At 38.6% G+C, this 22,836-nt stretch carries 17 protein-coding genes; 11 read left to right on the top strand and 6 right to left on the bottom strand.

All coding sequences use genetic code 11. From position 1 onward, the window contains the following. Positions 1 to 6: 6 nt before the first annotated feature. Positions 7 to 1,296 (bottom strand): aminopeptidase P family protein, encoded by a 1,290-nt coding sequence (locus CBW18_RS01860; RefSeq protein WP_088299548.1) that lies wholly within the window; start codon positions 1,294 to 1,296, stop codon positions 7 to 9. Positions 1,297 to 1,467: 171 nt separating this feature from the next. On the opposite strand from CBW18_RS01860, the gene CBW18_RS01855 reads away from it, so the two are divergent. The 8 genes from CBW18_RS01855 (at position 1,468) to CBW18_RS01825 (ending at position 13,569) form a co-directional block, all read left to right on the top strand. Further along, positions 1,468 to 2,817: an OmpA family protein gene (locus tag CBW18_RS01855; protein WP_088299547.1), complete on the top strand. Its 1,350-nt coding sequence runs from the start codon at positions 1,468 to 1,470 to the stop codon at positions 2,815 to 2,817. Between the two features lie 99 nt (positions 2,818 to 2,916). Then, positions 2,917 to 3,054, top strand: a complete 138-nt coding sequence (locus CBW18_RS21795; RefSeq protein WP_308424134.1) for a DUF6728 family protein — start codon at positions 2,917 to 2,919, stop codon at positions 3,052 to 3,054. Between the two features lie 9 nt (positions 3,055 to 3,063). After that, positions 3,064 to 3,444 (top strand): RidA family protein, encoded by a 381-nt coding sequence (locus tag CBW18_RS01850; protein WP_088299546.1) that lies wholly within the window; start codon positions 3,064 to 3,066, stop codon positions 3,442 to 3,444. Then, positions 3,445 to 4,347: an EamA family transporter gene (locus CBW18_RS01845; RefSeq protein WP_088299545.1), complete on the top strand. Its 903-nt coding sequence runs from the start codon at positions 3,445 to 3,447 to the stop codon at positions 4,345 to 4,347. A 5-nt stretch (positions 4,348 to 4,352) separates the two neighbouring features. Beyond that, entirely contained in the window at positions 4,353 to 6,458 is a 2,106-nt protein-coding gene (recG, locus tag CBW18_RS01840; protein WP_088299544.1) for an ATP-dependent DNA helicase RecG, read from the top strand. A gap of 430 nt (positions 6,459 to 6,888) precedes the next feature. Continuing rightward, the gene (locus tag CBW18_RS01835; protein WP_216359180.1) at positions 6,889 to 10,158 is read left to right on the top strand and encodes a TonB-dependent receptor; all 3,270 of its coding nucleotides are present in this window, start codon (positions 6,889 to 6,891) and stop codon (positions 10,156 to 10,158) included. A gap of 111 nt (positions 10,159 to 10,269) precedes the next feature. Further along, entirely contained in the window at positions 10,270 to 12,057 is a 1,788-nt protein-coding gene (locus tag CBW18_RS01830) for a RagB/SusD family nutrient uptake outer membrane protein (RefSeq protein ID WP_253248932.1), read from the top strand. 225 nt (positions 12,058 to 12,282) lie between these two features. After that, positions 12,283 to 13,569 carry an MFS transporter gene (locus tag CBW18_RS01825; protein ID WP_088299926.1) on the top strand — a complete coding sequence of 429 codons (1,287 nt, stop codon included), beginning with the start codon at positions 12,283 to 12,285 and terminating at the stop codon, positions 13,567 to 13,569. Positions 13,570 to 13,735: 166 nt separating this feature from the next. Here CBW18_RS01825 and CBW18_RS01820 read toward each other — a convergent pair whose 3' ends face one another. The 3 genes from CBW18_RS01820 to CBW18_RS01810 all read right to left on the bottom strand — a co-directional run bounded on the left by CBW18_RS01820 (position 13,736) and on the right by CBW18_RS01810 (position 19,046). Continuing rightward, complete coding sequence (locus tag CBW18_RS01820) at positions 13,736 to 13,951, bottom strand: PLDc N-terminal domain-containing protein (RefSeq protein ID WP_088299542.1); 216 nt, start codon at positions 13,949 to 13,951, stop codon at positions 13,736 to 13,738. A gap of 14 nt (positions 13,952 to 13,965) precedes the next feature. Continuing rightward, positions 13,966 to 15,717, bottom strand: coding sequence for an ABC transporter ATP-binding protein (locus CBW18_RS01815; RefSeq protein ID WP_088299541.1), 1,752 nt, complete (start codon positions 15,715 to 15,717; stop codon positions 13,966 to 13,968). Between the two features lie 104 nt (positions 15,718 to 15,821). Beyond that, positions 15,822 to 19,046, bottom strand: a complete 3,225-nt coding sequence (locus CBW18_RS01810) for a TonB-dependent receptor (RefSeq protein WP_088299540.1) — start codon at positions 19,044 to 19,046, stop codon at positions 15,822 to 15,824. 146 nt (positions 19,047 to 19,192) lie between these two features. On the opposite strand from CBW18_RS01810, the gene CBW18_RS01805 reads away from it, so the two are divergent. Beyond that, positions 19,193 to 19,609: an FAD-dependent oxidoreductase gene (locus CBW18_RS01805; RefSeq protein ID WP_172406416.1), complete on the top strand. Its 417-nt coding sequence runs from the start codon at positions 19,193 to 19,195 to the stop codon at positions 19,607 to 19,609. 203 nt (positions 19,610 to 19,812) lie between these two features. Here CBW18_RS01805 and CBW18_RS01800 read toward each other — a convergent pair whose 3' ends face one another. Next, entirely contained in the window at positions 19,813 to 20,358 is a 546-nt protein-coding gene (locus CBW18_RS01800; protein ID WP_088299538.1) for a transposase, read from the bottom strand. Positions 20,359 to 20,400: 42 nt separating this feature from the next. On the opposite strand from CBW18_RS01800, the gene CBW18_RS01795 reads away from it, so the two are divergent. Next, positions 20,401 to 20,769: an FAD-dependent oxidoreductase gene (locus CBW18_RS01795; RefSeq protein WP_371566196.1), complete on the top strand. Its 369-nt coding sequence runs from the start codon at positions 20,401 to 20,403 to the stop codon at positions 20,767 to 20,769. Positions 20,770 to 20,797: 28 nt separating this feature from the next. Here CBW18_RS01795 and CBW18_RS01790 read toward each other — a convergent pair whose 3' ends face one another. Continuing rightward, on the bottom strand, positions 20,798 to 21,073 hold the full coding sequence (locus tag CBW18_RS01790) for a helix-turn-helix transcriptional regulator (protein WP_088299537.1): 276 nt from the start codon (positions 21,071 to 21,073) through the stop codon (positions 20,798 to 20,800). Positions 21,074 to 22,029: 956 nt separating this feature from the next. On the opposite strand from CBW18_RS01790, the gene CBW18_RS01785 reads away from it, so the two are divergent. Next, the gene (locus CBW18_RS01785; protein WP_088299536.1) at positions 22,030 to 22,821 is read left to right on the top strand and encodes a TlpA disulfide reductase family protein; all 792 of its coding nucleotides are present in this window, start codon (positions 22,030 to 22,032) and stop codon (positions 22,819 to 22,821) included. The last annotated feature ends 15 nt before the right edge of the window (positions 22,822 to 22,836 follow it).

The raw sequence follows: 22,836 nt of genomic DNA, 5'->3' as shown, positions 1-22,836 counted from the left end.
ACCAGCTTAACTGTTCATGATATCTTCAATTTCTTCCGCTTCCAGCGGGATGTCAGCCATTAAGTCAATATTGCCATTTGCTGTTATTAGGATGTTATTTTCCAGACGAATGCCTAATCCTTCTTCGGGAATATAAATTCCGGGTTCAACAGTTAAAATGTTTCCATCAGCAAATGGGGTGTATCTGCCAGCAAAATCATGAACATCTATACCCAGGTGATGGGAGGTTCCATGCATAAAGTATTTTTTGTAGGCCGGGTAAGCGGGATTTTGATTTTTAACATCACCGGCAGAGATTAATTTTAAATTAATTAAGTGTTCTGTCATCAGTTCGCCCACTTCTTCATGATAGGTATTCCATACGGTACCGGCAGTTAATAAGTTGGTGGCTGCTTTCATCACCTGTAATACCGCATTGTAAACTTCTTTCTGCCGCGCTGTGAAACGTCCGCTAACCGGAATTGACCGGCTCATATCTGCGTTATAGTTGGCATACTCCGCACCAAAATCAAAAAGAATGACATCGCCTGCATTGCAGGTTTGGTTATTATCATTATAGTGCAGGATGTTGGCATTATGCCCCGATGCAATAATAGGCGTATAGGCATGTCCTGTTGCTCCCTGGCGAATAAATTCATGAATGATTTCTGCTTCTATTTCATATTCTTTTACGCCGGGCTTCGTAAACTTTAATACTTTAATAAAGGCATCCCTTGTTATGGCACAGGCCTTTTTAGTCAGTTCAATTTCCACATCAGATTTAACGGCCCGTAAATGACGCATAATCGGTGCGGATCGTTCGTAGCGATGTAAAGGATATTTAGAACGCATTTGATCAATAAACCTCAGGTCACGATGTGGCACCGTATGGGCATAGCGATCATTTTCATTAGAATTAAGATAAATATGGTCTGCATAATGTACAATGCTGTGCAATATATTATCAAAATCTTCCAGCCAGTAAATATTGGTGATGCCTGATGCCGATTTAGCCTGTTCTTTGGTATATTTATAGCCTTCCCAAACTTTGATGTGATCGTTGGTCTGTCTTAAAAACAGGACTTCTCTATACAAAGGATTAGGACAATCAGGATAAATGAGTAGTATAGTTTGCTCCTGATCGATTCCTGATAAATAAAATAAGTCGGGATTTTGTTTAAAGATAAAGTTCTGATCGCCACTTCTGGGGAATTCATCATTGGCATTAAATATAGCTAATGAATTGTCTTTTAGTTGTTTGATAAAGTTTTTCCTGTTTAAAATGAAAAGCGACTGATCAATTTGTGGATATTTCATAAATGGTGCATTAAGAATTGTAAAGAGATCAAATGTAATAAAATCCCTATTTCTCCTGAAGTTTGGAACGGAGTTTGTGTAAATGTTTGAAAATTTAAAAATTTGTTTAATTTTGCGATTACAAAAAATTAATCAATTAAATTGTTTAACCCTTAAAAAAGAAAAAAGATTATGAATTATTCTACTTTAAAGAAAAGTGTTGCACTTTCTTTAGTGGCATTAACAGGAGTTGCTTCTCTTGCTGTCGCTCAGGATGCTCCTGCAACTACTTCTTCTACCAAGGTATTTGGTGGAAGAGGACAGTACAGAACTTGGTCAATTGGTGTTAACGCTGGTGTATTAGCTCCGGTTGTTGCCATTGGTGGTTCGAATGACTTTAACAAATGGGACGTTAACTTAGGTTATGGTTTAAATATCCGTAAACAATTAGGTCACTCTTTCGCATTAGAATTAGCTGGTGTACGTGGTAAAGTTTCTGGTTCAAATGATGCAACTGCAGGTCCAGTAGCTTCAACTGCTAGTGATTTTGAAACTCAGTTACAATATGCTGTTGATTTACGTGGTGTGGTTAACTTAGGTTCTATCGATTTCTTACGTCGTGAGAATTCAGTAGGTTTCTTCTTAACAGCTGGTGCTGGTTATTTAGCTTATGCTCCAAAAGTAACTACAGGTGGTCAAACTATTGACTGGAAAGGTAATGCTATCGGTCCAGTAGGTGACAGACACGAAGCTAAAGACTATGTAAAAGGTTTCTACATTCCAGTTGGTGCCGGTGTTAAATTCAAAGTTTCTGAGCGTGTTAACTTTAACTTAGGTTACACAATGAACTTTGTTGACGCTGATAACTTTGATGGAGTTTATGCAAAAGGTACTACTAAAGATAAATTCTCTTACGGTTATGCTGGTTTAGAGTTCTCTTTAGGTTCTTCTGCAAAACCAAGCTTAGAGTGGTCTAACCCATTAGCTACAATGTATGATGAATTAAAAGATCCAACTTTACGTCAAGAAGTTGAAGCATTGAAAAACCGTGTATCTAACGTAGAAAAATCTGTTGAAGATTTGAAAAAAGATACTGATGGTGATGGTGTTGCTGATCAATTCGACAAATGCCCAGGAACTCCTGCAGGTACTGCTGTTGATGGTTCAGGATGTCCACTTCCTAAATTCACTGCTGATTCAACTAACACTAACGTAACAGGTTTCGAAAAAATCGGTTTCGATTTTAACTCATCTGTATTAAAAACTGAATCTTATCCAACTTTAGATAAATTATCTTCAGTGTTACGTGAAAACGGTGGTAAAGTAACTGTAAACGGTTACGCTTCAAGCGAAGGTACTGCTGCATATAACATGAAGTTATCTAAAGACAGAGCAAATTCTGTTAAAACTTACTTAGTAAACTCTGGTGTTAACGCTAGTCAAGTTGCTACTAAAGGTTTAGGCGAAGCTAATCCAATTGCTTCTAACGATACTGAAGAAGGTCGTATCCAAAACCGTCGTGTTGAAACAGCTAGAAACTAGTCTTTCAATATAAAGTTTAAAAAAAAGTCCCGATTTGCATCGGGACTTTTTTTGTGCCTTTTAGTTTTTGATGTTAGGCTTTTTAATTAAGTTTGTGTGATGTACTTCTTCCGTAAAAAAGATCCAAACCGACCTGATAATATTAACATCAGGATTATGCATTTTATTAATGCATTGGCCATTATCATCTTTCTTGCAGGGATCATCTACAAGCTTATACAATGGCTTGCTAAATAAATCTATTTTATGAAACAAATTATTACCACAACTAATGCGCCTGCACCAATCGGGCCATACAGCCAGGCCGTAAAAGCAGGAAACTTTCTCTTTGTTTCCGGCCAGGTTGCCATTAACCCTGAAAACGGTGAATTAAACATTGGAAATATGGAGGAGGAAACCCATCAGGTCATGCGGAATCTTAAAGCTGTTTTATTAGAAGCAGGATTAACTTTCGATCATGTAGTTAAATCAACCATCTTCTTAAGTGATATGGGTACCTTTGCACAGGTAAACGAAATTTATGGTCAATATTTTACAGCAGATTTTCCTGCGCGTGAAACGGTACAGGTATCGGTATTGCCTAAAAATGTAAATGTAGAAATCTCAGTCATTGCCATCGCAGGATAATTGGAAAAAGGCAAAAGCAGATTTTTTATAGCAGGTATTGTTCCTTATATCATATGGGGAACAATGTCTATTCCACTTCGCAACCTGAAAGCATTTCCTCCGCAGGAAATCTTATACTACAGGATATTTGTATCTGTCATTGTAGTATGGGCCAGTATTTTACTTTTTAGACGAGAAAACCTGCAAAAAGATTACTTGCATTTCAAAGCGCTGCCATCTGCTAAACAACGCAGATTATTACTCTTGACCGTTCTTTCTGCTGTGCTCATTACCGGTAATTGGTTTACTTATATTTATGCAGTAAACAGCGTAAGCTTAAAGGCAGCCGCATTTGCCTATATGGTTTGCCCGCTTATTACAGCACTTTGTGGTTTTATCCTGCTAAAGGAGCAACTCAGCAGAATTAAGGTGATTGCACTTGGAGTTGCGCTGATCAGCATCATCCTGTTGGCAACAGGCTCTGTTCATGAAGTTTTATGGGCCATATTAATTGCCTCATTTTATGTCTTTTATATTATCTTGCTGAAAGTGATTAAGGATGTAGATAAGTTTAATTTATTAGGCATCCAGCTGATCTTATCAGGTCTGATCATTTTACCGCTATATTTCACAAGTTCAGCTCCTTTTCCGGTTGCAACATCTTTTTGGTTACATATCTTTCTTATTGCAATCGTATTTACCATTATCCCGCTGTTTTTGAATGCCTATGCACTTGTGGGGATGCCATCGTCTGCGCTTGGTATTTTAATCTATCTTAATCCCATCGTTGCGTTTGCTGTGGCATTTGCTTATTTTAAAGAAGATATTGATGTTCACCAGCTCTTTGCCTATTTGCTTTTACTCTTATCGATTGTTATTTTTAATGCACATTTGTTAAAGGGCATGATGGCTAAAAAAGTATAAAAGTTTTGTCGAATCCGATTTTAGATACACCTGTTGAGTTTATAAAAGGCGTAGGGCCTAGTCGGGCAGATGTTTTGAAAAAAGACCTGGGTCTGTTTACTTTTCGGGACATGCTGTCGCACTATCCTTTTCGCTACATTGACCGTACCAAGTATTTTAAAATCAATCAGCTTAGCCCCGACTCATCCTATATTCAGATTATTGGTCGGGTGATTCATAAAAAGGTAATTGGTGATAAACGGGCCAAACGGATTGTGGCAGCCTTTAAAGATGAAACCGGGATTATGGAACTGGTTTGGTTTCAGAGTTTAAAATGGGTAGATGAAAATATTATAGTGGGTACAGCTTATGTTGCTTTCGGCAAGCCAACTCTCTTCAATGGAACATTCAGCATTTCGCATCCCGAAATGGAGCTGTATCAGCATAAACCTGCCGGAAGAGGCAATCTGACTTTACAACCCGTTTATCACTCTACGGAAAAGCTCAAAAAATTCACACTTGACTCTAAAGGTATCCAAAGGCTGATTGCCGGACTGCTGGATCAGGTGATCCCTCAGGTTCAGGAAAACTTACCGGCATATATCATCGATAAATATCAACTGACTGATAAAAAAAGGGCATTGCTGAATATCCATTTCCCCAAAAACCAGCAGGAATTAAATGATGCGGAAAGGCGGTTAAAGTTTGAGGAATTATTTTTTATCCAGCTCCAGTTATTGCATAATAAGCAACTTCGGCAGTTGAAATTTAAGGGTGCCCGTTTTGATAAAGTTGGAGAAAAGGTAAACCGGTTTTATAAAGAGTTTTTGCCTTTTGAACTTACCAATGCGCAAAAAAGAGTAGTTAAAGAGATTCGCTTAGATACGCAAAGGGCCGTTCAGATGAACCGGCTTGTTCAGGGCGATGTGGGCAGCGGAAAAACCGCTGTTGCACTGATGAGCATGCTTCTGGCAAATGATAATGGTTATCAGGCCTGTATGATGGCGCCAACAGAAATCCTCGCCCGTCAGCATTATGCATCTGTTACCGAACTGGTAACAGATGATCTGGTTAAGGTGGCTATCCTCACCGGAAATACCAGAAAGAAAGAGCGAACCATTCTACATGAGCAGCTGGAAAATGGCGAAATTGATATCTTAATTGGTACACATGCTTTAATTGAAGACAAGGTTAAGTTCAGTAATTTAGGCTTAGTGGTGATTGATGAGCAGCATCGTTTCGGGGTAGAACAACGCGCTAAACTTTGGCGTAAGAATGTTATCCCACCACATATTTTAGTGATGACGGCTACGCCTATACCGCGTACGCTGGCCATGACCTTATACGGCGACCTGGATGTTTCGATTATTGACGAGCTTCCGGCGGGTAGAAAACCTATAGAAACAAGGCATTTGTTTGAAGGGCAGCGGCTCCGCATGTTTGGATTTATGAAGCAGGAGATTGCAAAGGGCCGGCAGGTATATATTGTTTACCCGCTGATTAAAGAAAGTGAAAAACTTGATTTGTTACATCTGGAAGCCGGGATCGAGCAATTAAGTTATCAGTTTCCGCGTCCGGATTACCAGATTAGCATTGTACACGGGCAAATGCCCAATGCCGACAAGCAATTTGAGATGCAGCAATTTATTGAGGGTAAAAGTCAGATCATGGTCGCTACTACAGTTATCGAAGTAGGTGTGAATGTACCAAATGCATCGGTTATGGTAATTGAAAATGCGGAGCGCTTCGGGCTTTCTCAGTTGCATCAGTTGCGTGGCCGTGTAGGACGCGGTGCGGAGCAATCTTTCTGTATTTTAATGAGTGGTAATAAACTCAGTAAAGAAGGTAAGGTCAGGTTGGAAACCATGGTGAGAACCAATAATGGTTTCGAAATTTCAGAAATTGATTTACAACTTCGGGGACCTGGTGATATTACCGGTACGCAGCAAAGTGGCGTACTCGATCTGAAACTGGCTGATCTGGCAACCGATCAAGTTATATTAGCCGAAGCCAGAAATACCGTAATCGAAATTTTTGAAGCTGATCCAAAACTGGAAAAGCCAGAAAATGCTATTCTGAAAACTCACCTGAATAAGTTGGAAAAGGGCATTTCTTTTGATAAGATTAGTTGATCAGTTATTAATACTTATCATCATTTCTTAAGGCTTTATACATAATTAAAAGTCTGTGTATGATTAGTTTGGCAGTTGAATGAAAGTATCTTTCAATCTCATTTTTTTCGCAAAATAGTTACGCTTACTTTTCCGATTTAATATATAATATGTTTACCTTGCGTTAAAACCAGATATGAACTATTAGTCGGGAATATGATACAGTTGCTTCGGTATGTATCAGTTTTTCTACCCAAATACAGTGTAAAGCTGTCTGCAAATAAATCATATGGTTGAATGATGATTGATATAATTCTATAAGGGGGCTTATTTTTTTGGTGGTGTGGTGTAAGTAATTATATCAATTAGTCATGAATGGCATTTGCTTATTAACAAATCATTCATATTAGATTGCATTGTAACTATTCCCTAACCAAATAAATCAAATCCCATGAAAAAAAATCTATGGAAGAATTTTGCCAGAAAAAGCATGTTTCTTGCGTATGGTAGCTGTTTCGTTTTTTCACCATTTATGACTTTTTCTGCTGAGACATTACCGGAAAAAAAACGTCTCTACCTTTACAAGCCTTTACTACAGGATATTGTAGTGAAAGGGCAGGTGAATGATGCCAAAGGACCTATCCCAGGTGTAAGTGTCAAACTAAAGGGAGGTACAGCAGCTACGGTAACAGATGGCACCGGTAAATTTAGTATAAAAGTTCCTGAAGATGCTACCTTGATCTTTAGCTACGTAGGTTATACCGATCAGGAAGTGCAGGTTAAAAATCAAACCAGTATTACCGTTCGTTTACTGGAAAATAATCAGAACTTATCCGAAGTAATTGTAGTAGGTTACGGCACACAAAAGAAAGCTGTTGTTTCCGGTGCTGTGGCATCTGTAAAAGGTACAGAACTGGCCAAATCATCGTCTGTAAATTTATCTAATTCATTGGCCGGACGTTTACCCGGTGTAACGGCTCTGCAAGGTAGTGGTGAGCCTGGTTACGACGGATCCACGATCCGGATTCGTGGTATTAATTCCCTTGGGAATAACAATGCCCTGATTGTAATTGATGGAATTCCTAACCGTGCGGGTGGAATTGAAAGGATTAATCCAAACGATATTGAAAGTGTATCCGTGTTGAAGGATGCTTCTGCCGCTATTTATGGTTCACAGGCAGCAAATGGGGTAATCCTCATCACCACCAGGTTAGGGAAATCAGGGAAACCTCAGTTTTCTTATGATTTTAGCTATGGCCTGCAACAGCCTACACGGATTCCAAAAATGGCCAATTCCACTCAATATGCTGAAATACTAAATGAACTCAATATTTTTGGTTCTGACCTTAATCCAAATGAATGGTCGGCGGCCTGGAATAGTTTTAAATCAACGGGTACTTATCAATCAACTGCAGGGAAAACCATCAATGCTACGTATAAGCCTGATGAGATCCGAAAATTTGGTGATGGTTCAGATCCATTACGTTACCCAAATACTGATTGGTTTGATACTACATTTCAAAAATGGTCTCCGCAACAAAGGCATAATGTTCAGATCAACGGCGGTACTGAAAATGTAAAATACCTGGTTTCCTTAGGTTATCTTAATCAGGATGGCTATTATAAGAATTCTGCCACAGGTTATAAGCAATACGATATGCGTTTTAACCTGGAAGCAAAATTGAATAAATACATTACTACTACATTAGGTGTAACTGCCAGAGAGGAAGACCGTAATTTTCCAACAGTTGGTGCGGGAGATATCTTTAGATTTTTAATGCGGGGAAGGCCAACTGAAATTGCCATATGGCCAAACGGATTACCGGGCAGAGATATTGAGTATGGCTATAACCCGGTGGTTTCTACTACCGATTTAACCGGTTACAACAAGGATGTGAGAGATTACTTCCAGACTACCGGTAAGGTAGAGGTTAAAATACCTGGAGTAGAGGGCTTAAAAGTAACCGGAACGGCTGCCATTGATAAATATTCCGGACGGCAGAAAAACTGGCAATTGCCATGGACCCTTTATGATTGGGATAAGAAAACATTCGAGGCAGATGGGGTAACACCGGTTTTAACCGGATCGGTACGTTCTCAGTATACCGATCCAAGGCTTAGAGAAACCGCAGGTGGGCAGCTGGCGACTAACTTAACCGGAATGATTAACTATGATAAAAAAATAGGCGAACATACCATTGGTTTAATGGCTGGTACCACAAGAGAACAAGTTGCTAATGATGGTTTTACAGCTTTCAGAAGATATTTTCTATCATCAGCTATTGAGCAATTATTAGGCGGCGATGAGAGAGAGCAATCATTGGGTAACAACCCTGGTGATCCTAATAATTTATATAACAGGGCACGTTTAAGTTATTTTGGAAGAGCGGGATACAACTATAAAGAAAAATACCTGGCTGAGTTTCTTTGGCGCGTAGATGGTTCTTATATTTTTCCAACCAACAGGCGGTTTGGTTTCTTTCCTGGCGTATCAGTGGGCTGGCGTTTATCAGAAGAAGATTTTTTTAAAAACAATGTCAGCTTCATTAACAACTTAAAAATAAGGGCTTCATATGGTCAGATGGGTGCGGAAGCCTATTTTGGTGATGTACTGCAAGAGTATCAGTATTTAAGTTTAATGAACTTTGGAAGTTATATTTTAAATGATGCAGTAACCAAATCCATTTATGAAGGTAAGGTTCCGAATTTAAATTTTGGATGGGAAGTTGCGAATAACACCAACATTGGTTTAGACGCCTCTTTCTTGGATAATAAATTAGCACTGGAGTTTGACTATTTCTACAACAAAAGAACAAATATTTTAATTAGTCGTGGTAGCTCCGTTCCAGAAAGTTCGGGGATTACGGATCAGTTGCCTCCTGTAAATTTAGGGAAGGTAAATAATAAAGGTTTCGAATTTAAATTAAGTTACAATGATCAGGTAGGTGACTTAAATTTTGGTGTAAGTGTAAACGGAGGTTATGCCAAAAACAAAATTATTTTCTGGGATGAAACACCAGGTGCTCCGGAATGGCAACGCACTACAGGTAGGGTAACCAATGCCTGGCTGGTATATGATTATGACGGTGTATTTAGAGATCAGGCGGAAATTAACGCGAATACGCTTAATTATAGTGCATTAACCAATAATCTGCGTCCGGGAGATATGAAATTCAAAGATATTAACGGAGATGGAAAAATTAATGCTGATGATAAAATTCGTTTAGATAAGAATGGGACGCCTACGTTTACTGGTGGTTTTAATTTAAACCTTCAATATAAAGGGTTCGACTTATCGATGCTCATTCAGGGAGCTACCGGTGGGATGCAAATTGTAGGCGTAACAGAATCTGGTGATATTGGAAATTTCTTAGAATGGTCATACCAGAACCGTTGGAGTATTGATCACCCAAGTTCAGTAGATCCACGTTTATCAAACAGAGGATCCAGCTATTATACAGATAGTAATAATGCCTTAAACAATACCTATTGGTTAAGAAGCAATAATTACATCAGGCTTAAAAATGTAGAACTGGGTTATACTTTACCAAACAAGCTGGTAGAAAAAATTGGATTAAATGCCGTAAGGGTGTATGCAAACGGACTTAACCTGGCTACTCTTGATAAGGTTAAAGTCTGGGATCCAGAATCAACAAACTCTAGTGGACAGTATTATCCTCAGGCAAGGGTAATTAACATGGGTATTAAAGCCTCTTTTTAGCTATACTGTTTATCATTAATCATTAAAAATATGAAAGCAATAATTCAATATAAAACTTTATATATATTAGTTTTGATCACCTTTTTTGCAATGTCTTGTAAAAAAGATTTTATGGATGTTACACCACCGGATAAAATATCTGCTGATCTGGTTTGGAGAGATCCGGCGCTTGCGCAGGCCTTTGTCAATGATATCTACAATGGTTTAAGTAATGGTGGCTTTTCTGAGCAAATGCTGGCATCGGTATCAGATGAAGCCCTGTTTACACACCCCACCCGTGGTATTGATCTGGTTAATAATGCAACCATAAACCCTTCTACTTTAGGGTGGGTAGATGATACCTGGGGGTATAAACAAATGTACAATAGAATAAGGGCCTGCAATATCACCATTGAAAGAATTACTGGCGGAGATAACGGGTTGAGCAGCCAAAGTTTAAAAGATCAGCTATTGGGTGAAGCTTACTTTTTAAGGGCTTATTTTTACCAGCAACTCTTACGTTATTATGGTTCAGTAGCCATTATTACAAAAACCTACGGTTTGAGCGATGATTTTAATGTTAAACGTAATACCTATGAAGAGTGTGTTAATTTCATTGTTAAAGATTGTGATGAAGCCAGTAAATTACTTACCGGCAAAACATTAGATAAGGGCCGTACAAATGCTTTAGCCGCGCTGGCACTAAAATCAAGGGTCTTAATCTATGCGGCCAGCGACCTTCATGACCGGGCAAAAATTACAGCAAAAATCAGCGGAATACCAGCACAGAAATTAGATTTTCTGTCTTATGCTTCCGGTAATCAAACAGAGCGTTATCGTTTGGCTCAAACAGCTGCAAAAGCAGTGTTGGATGCGGGTACAGGTTATAAGCTAACACTTTCTGCACCGGCTGCTGACGGGCAATTAAACTTTAAAAGCATCGCCATGGGCGGAGGTAGTAAGGCACCAGGTATTGATGCATCAGCCGCTTCAGAGTTGATTTTTGGAAGATATTTCATCACCCTGAGCAATAACAGGCATGCACAGCAGAATGGCCCCAACGGTTACCATAACTGGGCCGGTAATACCCCGATTGGTTTGCTGGTTGATGATTATGAAATGAGCGACGGAAGTAAATTCAGCTGGAACAATGCGGCACAGAAGGCAAACCCTTATCAAAACAGGGATCCACGCTTTTATGCCACCATTTTATATGATGGCGCTGGCTGGAAACCACGCGATAAAGCATCAGGTAATGTAGATCCGGCCAATCAGATTCAAACCGGCGTATATGATTTGGTGAGCAACGGCAGCGTCATCGATTTTAAAGGTTTAGATACCAGGGCCAGTTCAATTGAAAACTGGAATGGCAGCTGGACAGGTTATTACTACCATAAATTTATTGATCCGGATCCGAATATTGTAGATGCTTCTGCACCTCAAACCATTCCATGGCCATTTTTCAGGTACACCGAAGCCGTATTTAATTATATTGAAGCGAGTATAGAACTTGGAGAATTAACCAATGCTACTACCTGGTTAAATAGAATCCGTTTCAGGGCAGGGATGCCGGCTGTAACTGCAACCAGTCAGGCAGATCTTCGTACAGCTTACCGTCACGAACGCCGTATTGAGATGGCTTATGAGGAACAACGTTATCACGATACCCGCCGTTGGTTAATTGCAGAAGAAACATTAGGCAGAAAAGTTACTTATATTAAGGTTACCGGTAAATTTAAGGCAGGTAAAACCATGTCGGCACCTTACCATTATGATGCTACGGTATACGACTATACTTATACCCCAATTACCGAAAATGCACAGGAAAATCGCAGTTGGGACAATAAGCTTTATTTCAGGCCATTTAGCCGTGATGAGGTGAATAAAAATAATTTACTTGAACAAAATCCTGGATACTAAGATTCTCATCTAAAATTCGACCCGATGGATAGTTGTAAGGCTATTCATCGGGTTTTTTTATTCAGGTAAGGCGGGAATTTAGTAAGGTTGCATGTTTATGCATTTAATTTACCGGCTAACCTGTGCTACGCCTCACGAACTTATCTGCAAAATAATCTATTTTCAGTATTTATCTATTCCAATAATTCCATTTCAAAGCTTAATTTTGCAGATAAACTCTTCTCCGTGTCAGATTCAAATTCTAACTCCGTAATCGTTAAACCAGATCCATTCGCCGCATTGCGTTATAAAGAATTTCGGTCCTTTCTGGGGATGCGATTTTTTTTTACACTGGCTTACCAGATGCAGGCAGTTGTTATCGGTTATCATATTTATGATTTAACTCATGATCCGCTAAAGTTGGGGTTGGTAGGACTATGTGAAGCTATTCCTGCTATCGGAATTGCACTTTATGGCGGTTACATTGCTGATAAAAGTGAAAAGCGTGGCTTACTGATTAAAATTTTCTCTGGTGTTTGGCTGGCTTCGGTTTTAATGCTGATCATTACCAGCCGGTACCTTCACCTTAAAGAAGATTTGATCGTACTCGTGATGTATAGCCTAGTCTTTTGTATTGGTATCGCACGAGGTTTTTTTGGTCCGGCAACATTCTCATTAATGGCCGAAATTGTACCTAAGGAATTATACCCCAATTCCAGTACCTGGAGCAGTAGTACCTGGCAGTTAGCCACCATTATCGGCCCTTTAACAGGAGGTCTGGTCAATTGGTTATGGGGTATTACTGCAGCTTATAGTGTGATTGTTATCCTGGTTTCTATCTCCTTAATTTGCATCTTCACATTAAAAAAACACCCTTCAAAATATGTTCCAAAGGAAAATATCTTTCATAGTTTAAAAGAAGGAATTCAATTTGTATTTAAAACCAAGATGATGGTCTGGGCAATGAGCCTTGACCTCTTCTCTGTATTTTTTGGTGGTGCTGTAGCACTATTGCCCATCTTTGCAAAAGATGTATTTCATTTGGGATCATTTGGTTTAGGGATGATGCGTGGTGCGGCATCTTCAGGTGCTGTAATCACCATGCTGCTGATGACCAGATTTTCGCCTATGGGAAAACCCTGGCGTAATTTATTAATTGCAGTTACCGGATTTGGGCTCAGTATTATTTGTTATGGGCTTTCAAGAAACTTTTACTTCACCCTATTCTTCTTGTTTTTGGAAGGATCATTTGATAGCGTTAGTGTGATCATCCGTCAAACCATCATGCAATTGCTTACACCTGATGAAATGCGTGGGCGGGTTTCTGCCGTAAACAGTATGTTTATTGGTTCATCTAATGAAATTGGAGAGTTTGAATCAGGTTTGTCTGCTAAATTATTAACCCTGGTTCCAGCAGTTGTTTTTGGTGGCAGCATGACGATTGGAATTGCATTTGTTACCTGGTTAAAAACTAAATCATTAACGAAGCTAAGCTTGCAGGATATTAATGAACAAACTGCGAATGCGGTTTAGTTTTTGAAAGGCTGTATTCTATCTAGACTTGTCATGTTGAGGGTTAATTTATTCAGCAATTACGTCAATGATAGCCTGTCAAAATACTGTTATAAGTTCTTCAACAGGCCCGGTATAACATTTCAATTAATAATACCAGCCTCTTAAAATCAATTGCAAAAAAAGTTTAAAACTTTCTATTCTTACCCCAAACTAAATAAGCGATTGATCCTATAAACGGGGCGAACAGGATAATAATAAACCAAAGTGCTTTAACCGGAAAAAGCATATTGGTATTTCTTGATAAGTGATATAAGGTTATGATTATAAATGCCAGCCATAGTATTGCGGCAATAATGATAATGATCGCTATTTGATTGCTTTCTACTTGTGCTAATAACATATGACGAAGATTTATTAAGCTTCAACAATCCTTTCGCCAATTTGTTGGCGCCACATGGCCTGATACAAACCATTTTGGGCAATTAAGGCTTCATGTTTGCCTTGTTCAATGATATGGCCTTTCTCCAAAACGTAAATCACATCAGCATGTTTAATGGTTGATAAACGATGTGCAATTAAAATAGTGATATGATCAGTTAAATTCGAAACGGAACGAATGGTTTTGGTTATTTCCTCTTCTGTAATAGAATCCAATGAAGAAGTGGCTTCATCAAAAACTAAAATATCGGGTTGGCGCAACAATGCTCTGGCAATTGATAAACGTTGTTTTTCACCACCGGAAACCTTCACGCCACCTTCACCAATTAATGAATCTAAGCCTTTGTCAGCCCTGGCCAGTAAAGTTTGACAAGCTGCCTGATTCAATACCTGAAAACATTGTTCGTCTGTTGCATTCGGATTTACAAAAAGTAAGTTCTCCCTGATGGTGCCTGAGAACAGTTGTGTGTCTTGCGTTACAAAACCGATTTTCTCACGCAAAGCGTCAAGATCAATCTCTTTGCTTGGTATTCCGTTATATAAAATTTCTCCTTCTTTGGGCTGATATAAACCTACTAAAAGTTTTACTAAAGTTGTTTTTCCCGAACCCGAAGGACCAACAAAGGCTATGGTTTGACCGTTATGGGTTTTGAAGGAAATATTTTCCAAAGCATTTCTATTAGCCGTTTGATGTTTAAAACCGACAGTGCTAAATGTTAAATCTTTAATTTTTTGAATGGAGATCGGGTTTTCAGGTTTTTTATCAATTGGCGTGCTCAGAATTTTTTTAAAGTTTCCTAAAGACACTTCCGCCTCGCGCCAGGCTAAAATCACATTTCCGAGCTCCTGCAGTGGTCCGAAAAGGAAGAAAGAGTAAAAAAGGAATGTTAAATACTGGCCAGCAGTGATAGCATTATCGAAAATAAGTAGTAGCAGGACCAGAATCATGGTGCTTCTAACCAGGTTAACTGTGGTACCCTGAACAAAACTCATACTGCGGACATATTTCACTTTTTTGAGTTCAAGGCCTAAAATTTTATAAGTGGTTTTGTTTAACCGTTCAATTTCCTGGTTGGCCAGGCCCAAACTTTTAACCAGTTCAATATTTCTTAATGATTCTGTAGTAGAACCTGCCAAAGCGGTTGTTTCACCAACAATAGAACGTTGAATGGTTTTAATTTTCCGACTTAAAAACCAGCTGACAAAACTAATAATTGGGATAGCTGTAAAATAAACCAAAGTAACCTTATAACTGATAGAAACGGAATAAACGATTACAAAGATCATCCCGATTAAGCTTACAAATAAGATACTGATGAAAGAGGTGATAAACTTTTCAGAATCTAAGCGGACTTTCTGTAAAATGCCCAAAGTTTCGCCACTGCGCTGATCTTCAAAAACCTGGTAAGGTAATTTTAAAGAGTGCTGCAAACCGTCAGCATACATTTTAGCACCCACTTTCTGTACAATTACGCTTGTAAAGTAATCCTGAAAGTTCTTGGCTATTCTTGAAACCATGGCTGCACCAATGGCTAAACCAATTAAGCCCAGCGAGCCCCAAAGGTATTGGGCATAGGTTAATTTGTCTTTTTGATTGATGAAACGGTCCAGAATTCTTCCGGTGATATATGGATCTAAAAGTGAAAAGCCAATATTGAAACCCGCCAGCAATAAAGCCAAAGCCACAATCCACTTGTGGTTTTTCAGGTAGTCTAATAATAATCCCATTAAAGTTTTGTTGTTTATTGTACAAACATAAAAAAAGGGAATGGATTAAAATCCATTCCCTTTTTTTATGACTTTTTGGAAAGATACAGGGTATCTTTCAGTGACTAAAATCCGTATCTCAAACCGATTTGCGCCTGCCAAGGGTTACCGGACGGCGTTACAATACCGGTGTTGTTGATGCGGTAGTTAAACTGACGTTTAGTTGTATCATAATTGGTTAACGCAGGTGTAATAACATTGCCTGCATTATCTTTTACTTCTGCTACACCTAAACCGTAGATGGCTTGTGTGCCTAAGGTTTCTGAAGTACCCCAGGTTTTCTTAAATAAGTTGGCTACGTTAAATAAATCTCCAGAAACTTCAAGTGTCTGTTTTTTCTTGTTGCCAAATTTAATCTGGTAAGCTAGTCTTAAATCAATCGTACCATAGAAGCCATTAATACCGCCATTACGCTCAGCAAATGTACCTTCATATTTTAGTATATAATCTTTTAAGCTTTGGCTTGCAGCAGGGTTATCTAACAAGGCTTGTATACCATTGCGAACGTTAGCTGGCACATTAGGATTGTTTCTGTCAAAAATAAAAGCTAAGTCATTCGTTGAAACAAAATCACCGTTAGTGTTACCGCCTGAAAGTAAACTATATCTGGTACCCCCAATTGCAGAATAACGTATACCTGCTTTAATGCCATAGAATGATGGTAATGTACCGTAAACCACTACTTTATTACGGAACTGACCATTTGAATAGGTCATTTTGCTTAAGTTTCTTGGATCATCAACCACTGGTAAAGAAAGTGTTGCTGAATTGGCTACGTTACCATTATATGAGGTATTATCTTTAGCATCGTTCCAAGTATAACTTGCTGAGATTTCGCCATCATCAGAGTATCTCCAGGTTCCATCAATAACTACAGCAAACTGATTTACCTTGCCTTTACTGTTTAGCTCTAATACGCGACCAAATGTATTGGTAGTTAATCTTCCGGTTTTCCAGTCTGCAACTCCATTTGATGGAATAGACGGTACAAATACACCTCTGTTTCCTTCATTTGCTAAGGTGAAATATGGTGTTGCAGCCATGTTTCTATCCACATACATGTAATTATTACGAGCTAATGTTGCATAGCCCGTAATGCCAATACGTATTTTATCATTTATTAATTTGTTGTATGATAGGTTGGCTTTATATACCACTGGTAGCTTGGCGTCATCAGCATAGGTATTTATAGTTTGAACTTGTGCTGATGGTAGTGTTGGTGCGCTAACTGTACCGTTTCTGTAGCCGGCAAAATTAGGTGTAGGTATGTTGGTGGTTACATCAACAGTTCCAAAATGTTGTCCATCAAAAGTTAAATTGTTAATGGTAACATAGTTGTTTACATCAGATCCGAAAATACCTGCTCCTAAACGTACATAATCAGTATGTTTTTCATTAACATCCCAATTTAACTGAATACGTGGTTGAATTAAAAATTGCTTTAATTTATGATCAGTTCTCACACCTATTGCATCAAACAATTGTTGATTCAGGGGCGATGTTGGGTATCTGCTATAATCTAAACGCAATCCTCCTGTAAAATCTAAACCTTTACCCAGTTTGGTTTGCATTTGGCCGTAAATGGCTGAGTTTAATAAATTTCCATTAACCGTAGGATCTGCAACTAGTGGCACTTCTCTGTAATAGCGGTTAGGGATTAAATTATTGAAATTTTCTACAGAGTTTTGAAAATTCCCTGCTGCTGTTGTACCCGAATTGGTAAATTCAAACCTTCCATTTACTTCACTGCCATACAATGATTTTGCACGGGTGTACATAATATCCACGCCAAAAGTGTATTTAATCTTATCAGTATTGTAATAGATATTATCTACCAACTGGAAAACGTTATTGGTAAAGCCTTCCTGTCCGAAACGGTGTCCGCCAATTTGGATTGCGGTAGTTACATTGCTACCATTTGATAAAGTTGAAGGAACATTATTGACAACAGCTCTTGGAATGGCATAAGATAATTCATCATTCTGTGTACTGGCCTGATAGGTATACAAATGCTGTACTTTTAACTCGTTGGTTACTTTACTGTTGATGGTTGAACGCAAAGTGGCTAACAAGCTATTGTCAACATTTTTATCATTTCCGTAGCTTTCGTAAAAATTTATAGCTGTATTATCTGCTAAACCAAGTGGATTTCTATCATTGGTGTAATTATCTCTAACCGTTAATAAGTTCTTATCATCAATTTGCCAATCTAAACGTAAGAAACCGGCATCAGTTCCTCTTTTTTTGTCGAAAGAACCATACTGAGGCGTATTCGCTACACCGTATTTATTTCTGGCAACCGTTAAAAAGTTATTTAATGATGCATTGGTAACATTGAAACGGGCTTCATCTGCTGGTGAATTGATATCAGCAATAATCAATGGACGGGAATCTCTCTGATGATCCCAAACGGCAAAATAGTGCAATTTATCTTTTATGATTGGCCCACCTAAGCTAAATCCATATTGATAAGTAGAGAAATCGTTAACTCTTTTGTTTCCTCTGATATCATATTTGCTTGCTAAGAAATCAGCCCTATTATATGCAAATGCACTACCTGTAACTTCATTCGTTCCGGATTTTGTTACTGCACTGATGGTACCACCACCTGAACGACCTAAACTTACGTCGTACTGGTTGGTTACCACTTTAAACTCACGCACACTTTCGATAGAGATCGAGTATGGTGCACCGCTCCTGCTGGTTGTACTACCAGCAGATGTAGGGTTTTTGGCCGTCATACCATCAATAGTAAAGTTGGTAGAAGAACCCAATTGACCAGCAATCCCGGCAGGCCCTGCTAAAGGCGATAAATCTGTTAAGCTGGAGAAGTTACGGCCGTTTACAGGTAAAATATTCATCGTTTTTGATGAAATTTCTGTTGAAGCCCCAAATTGCTGAACTTTATTTCTTAATGAAGAACCGTTGATTTCTACACCATCTAGGTTTTGAGCAGTCTCTTGCATGTTAATCGCTACCGACACTGCATCACCTTGATTAAGCATGTAGCCTGTTCTGTTTTGCTCTGCATAACCGATATAAATAGCTTTAACTGTATAAGGCCCGCCCAAAGGAAGTTCTTTAAATGTATATTCTCCCTGGGCATTGGTAGATGTTCTGGTGGTAAAACCAGTAGAGTTGTTTTTAATTTGTACAGAAACGCCTGGGATTGGTTTCTTTTGTTCATCCGTCACAATTCCGGAAATTGATGCTTGTGTGGTTTGTGCCATTACCGAGTTCGTGGTATAGCATAGAAACAGCATCACTGCAATTAGTAAATTTTTAATCATGATCAGTTTTTTGATTTGTTATCTGACCGCAAAGGTGTTATTGTAGTGTTAAGCTGATGATGATTTTATATTATGAAATGGTTTAGAAATTATTCAATTTTTGAATAGATGTTAAATTAAAGATTTCTGATTTATCAATATTTTTCTTGATATCTTACGAACATGTAGGTAGATATTTCTGGTGGTGTCTCACGAATGGGGAGTTGGATGTTTCGGTTGGTGAGACACCAACCGATAGGGGAATGGTCGCCCAAAACCATACCGGAGAAATTACCATCGGCGATTCGCATGAGTATGGCCTGGTTTATGATCCTTTCGACAAGGATTTTATCAACCAGCTGATTATAAAATATTTGAAAACCTTTACTCATTTTAAAGATAACAGCATCATCCAAACCTGGAATGGCATTTATCCGAAAATGAAAAACGGCGAAACCGAACTGGTTATAGCGATAGCACCGGGTGTAACCATCATTAATGGTTTAGGTGGTAACGGCATGACTTTATCTTTTGGATTGTGTGAGCAGGTAATCGGTGCACGGTTTAGTTCACAAACCTTGTAGGTTTTATAATCTGTAAGGTTTACTTGATTTACCCTTTCCGTTGTTTTCTGACATCTGGATATTTAGGGATGGCAATTTCAAAATTCAATACTTCAGCTGGCTGAACTTCAAGTGCCTTGCATACGGCAAACAAGCCACTAACTGAAATATTGTTTTAGCCTATCGGTTGGTGTCTCACCAACCGAAACCCGACACCGCTTCAATTAATCTCTAAAATGAGTAAGTATTTTAAAATTATCAATCCCGTTTTCATAAAAACCAGCACTACTCCAGGTATAATCTTCTATAGATTCGCATAAATTCCATTTTTCCTTAGTTGGATTTTCATGTATATAATCTAATTTCTGAATTAATATACCTTCAGAACTTAAGGGGATAGCCAAAGGGTCTCGCTTCCAAAACTGGTAGTTACGGTCTTCTTTTATTGATCTATATTTCTTAAGTAAATTTGGTGAATGAGTTATTAAATGTTTTCTAAATTGATGGGCGGTAAATTTTGTGAAACTTGCTGCAGGACTTTCTTTCCCATTTAGCTTTAACATATTCCAGATGAGATGGATATGATTAGGCATAATAACATAACCATAAATCTCTATTAATTTCTGTTGAGTTAGATACTGAAGAGAATTAATAACAATCATCTTAAAATGATCATCTGCCAGTAAGTGATCAAAATGGCAGATAGTGTCTGTGTAGAAATAAGGATAATTATAATCCATTTGTCCCTGTCTTTTGTGAAAAATACTCATAATACTTTTTTTAGATTAGAGGGACAATAAAAGCAATATAGGATTTTTCAGGTTAATATTTCGGTTGGTGAGACACCAACCGATAGGGGAATGGCCGTCCAAAAACATACCGGAGAAATTACCATTGGCGATTCGCATGAGTATGGCCTGGTTCATGATCCTTTCGACAAGGATTTTATCAACCAGCTGATTATAAAATATTTGAAAACCTTTACCCATTTTAAAGATAACAGCCTCATCCAAACCTGGAATGGCATGTATCCGAAAATGAAAAATGGCGAAACCGAACTGGTAATGGCAGTAGCACCAGGTATAACCATTATTAATGGTTTAGGCGGTAACGGCATGACTTTATCTTTTGGATTGTGTGAGCAGGTAATCGGTGCACGGTTTAGTTCACAAACCTTATAGGTTTTATAATCGATAGGGTTTACTTAATTTACCCTTTCCGTTGTTTTCTGACATCTGGATATTTAGGGATGGCAATTTCAAAATTAAATACTTCAGCTGGCTGAACTTCAAGGGCTTTGCATACGGCAAACAAGCCACTAACTGAAATATTGTTTTCTCCCCGCACAATACGGTAAACCTGGCTATAGCTGAAGCCAGTCCGATCCTGAATATCTTCCAAAGTAATTTTTTTCGACTGAGAAATTTCCCAAAGCCTTGCCCTGATGAGTACTAAAATCTCCTTATCAATATACTGTTCAGCCATTATTGACAAAAAGACTTTAATAATTAAATATTTATTATTCCAAATTTGGAATAATAAATAATGAAAGCTATATTCGTGTATTATAACTAGGTATTAATAAAAGTCTTGCAACTACAGAATCTGACGCCGTTGAAGCAAGACAGCAGTTTAATACCCATATCTATGTGTAGTTGTATATATTTGTACATCGAAATAGATGTGGGGCTGCTGTAAATCCATTTCAATGTAAGGCGTCAGAAACTTTAATGTAGTGATGGTTTGCGGCCTCACATGTATTGTGAAAGCTGATTTGTCAAGGCTTGTATTTGATCAATATAAGTATGAACCCACAGGTAAAACAAGTACAGTTAAATTCCCCGCTTCATCCCGGCGCGGCACTTGGTTTTACGTTCAGCTTTATGTTTAAACATCCCATGTATGGTCATCATCCCCAAAAATGTCCTTTCAATTATTTGTTTGCTTTGAAACCAAAAAATCCTGTTTAGTTTAGAGCACAATCCCTGCGCTGCTTTCACATGCTGATTTAGAGGTATAACAGCGGTGAAGCAGCCGGGTTTTGTGAAACTTGAAACAAAACCAGGTAATTTATTAAAACAGCATCAGGCGCTGGCGGTATCTGCTATTTTCTTAACAGGACATACAGGTACATCAATCATTTGGAAAAATGCAGGCATTTAAAATTTAAGGGCGAACCCTAAATATGTGTTTATCCTGCGCTTATTGCAGGGTAACACATTTTAGGTTATGCATCATGCTGCATAAATAACAGATACAGCCATTTAGCATACCACCGGCGACATGCCTGTTGTAATAACCTAAGGTAATACCAAACCACAAACTAATCTTTCAGCACATTAAAACTGCGATAATTAAAACCTGCTGGTTTCTTTCTTTAAAAAACAGATCGTGCAGGGAAAATTAACCAGGCTTTACCGGCTGAATTAAAACAAACCATTATGATTCAAAAAATAACGGCAATAGCCGTAAGGGCATGGCTATGCCTTAAAAATTTCAGAAAAGAAAGCATTAAACGCATAGCTGCGGATGCCATTTCAGACCAGATTACCAGGCATCAGGCACCCATCATCTTCAGCAAGAAAATAGCCCGGGGGCAGAAACGTTCTATACGCTCACGTGAATTGAGTTTGCTGGCCGAACTCTCTTTTGCAGAAATTAAACTGGAATGGATTAAACGAAGCAAAGAAATCACTATCATACTGCTTTTTTTCTGCTGCTGCGTTACTATTCCTACAAATGCACAAAAGATGGCAGCGGAGATTAAGCCACAGCAGGTTGGCAGCAAATTACCAGAAAGCTTCTGGACACAGGAGCACCTGGTGTATGCAAAAGGAAAAACCACCCGGCAAAGCCTGCTCCGGTATAAAAACCGGTTATTGATTCTCGATTTCTGGGCAACATGGTGCAGCAGCTGTACCCATAAGTTTAAATACATGGATAGCCTGCAGAAAGAATACGAAGGGCAGGCCATAGTACTGCTGGTAAACGCCAAAAGCACCCGTGATACACCTGAAAAGATTGCTGCCACCATGAAGCGCTTTAATGATCAGCTGGTAACAGTTATGGCTGATACTACATTGAGCAGATATTTTGTGCACGGCACCGTACCACATTATATCTGGATAGCCGGCGGATATATCCTGGCCGCAAGTGGAAGTGAATTTATGCAGAAGGGAAACTTTAATGCCATTCTCGATCGCCAGCAACGCTTAAAAGGAATCACTCCATAAACCATCAAAATTTCA

It is taken from the genome of Pedobacter sp. AJM, assembly GCF_002197755.1.
Taxonomy (GTDB): Bacteria; Bacteroidota; Bacteroidia; order Sphingobacteriales; family Sphingobacteriaceae; genus Pedobacter.
The sequence above is the reverse complement of the archived record's forward strand: the minus strand, read 5'-3'. Positions and strand labels throughout refer to the sequence as shown.

Coding starts and splice junctions, on each gene's coding strand:
- CBW18_RS01860 (WP_088299548.1), bottom strand. CDS start 1,296: ATGAAATATCCACAAATTGATCAGTCGCTTTTCATTTTAAACAGGAAA.
- CBW18_RS01855 (WP_088299547.1), top strand. CDS start 1,468: ATGAATTATTCTACTTTAAAGAAAAGTGTTGCACTTTCTTTAGTGGCA.
- CBW18_RS21795 (WP_308424134.1), top strand. CDS start 2,917: ATGTACTTCTTCCGTAAAAAAGATCCAAACCGACCTGATAATATTAAC.
- CBW18_RS01850 (WP_088299546.1), top strand. CDS start 3,064: ATGAAACAAATTATTACCACAACTAATGCGCCTGCACCAATCGGGCCA.
- CBW18_RS01835 (WP_216359180.1), top strand. CDS start 6,889: ATGAAAAAAAATCTATGGAAGAATTTTGCCAGAAAAAGCATGTTTCTT.
- CBW18_RS01830 (WP_253248932.1), top strand. CDS start 10,270: ATGGATGTTACACCACCGGATAAAATATCTGCTGATCTGGTTTGGAGA.
- CBW18_RS01820 (WP_088299542.1), bottom strand. CDS start 13,951: ATGTTATTAGCACAAGTAGAAAGCAATCAAATAGCGATCATTATCATT.
- CBW18_RS01815 (WP_088299541.1), bottom strand. CDS start 15,717: ATGGGATTATTATTAGACTACCTGAAAAACCACAAGTGGATTGTGGCT.
- CBW18_RS01810 (WP_088299540.1), bottom strand. CDS start 19,046: ATGATTAAAAATTTACTAATTGCAGTGATGCTGTTTCTATGCTATACC.
- CBW18_RS01800 (WP_088299538.1), bottom strand. CDS start 20,358: ATGAGTATTTTTCACAAAAGACAGGGACAAATGGATTATAATTATCCT.
- CBW18_RS01790 (WP_088299537.1), bottom strand. CDS start 21,073: ATGGCTGAACAGTATATTGATAAGGAGATTTTAGTACTCATCAGGGCA.
- CBW18_RS01785 (WP_088299536.1), top strand. CDS start 22,030: ATGATTCAAAAAATAACGGCAATAGCCGTAAGGGCATGGCTATGCCTT.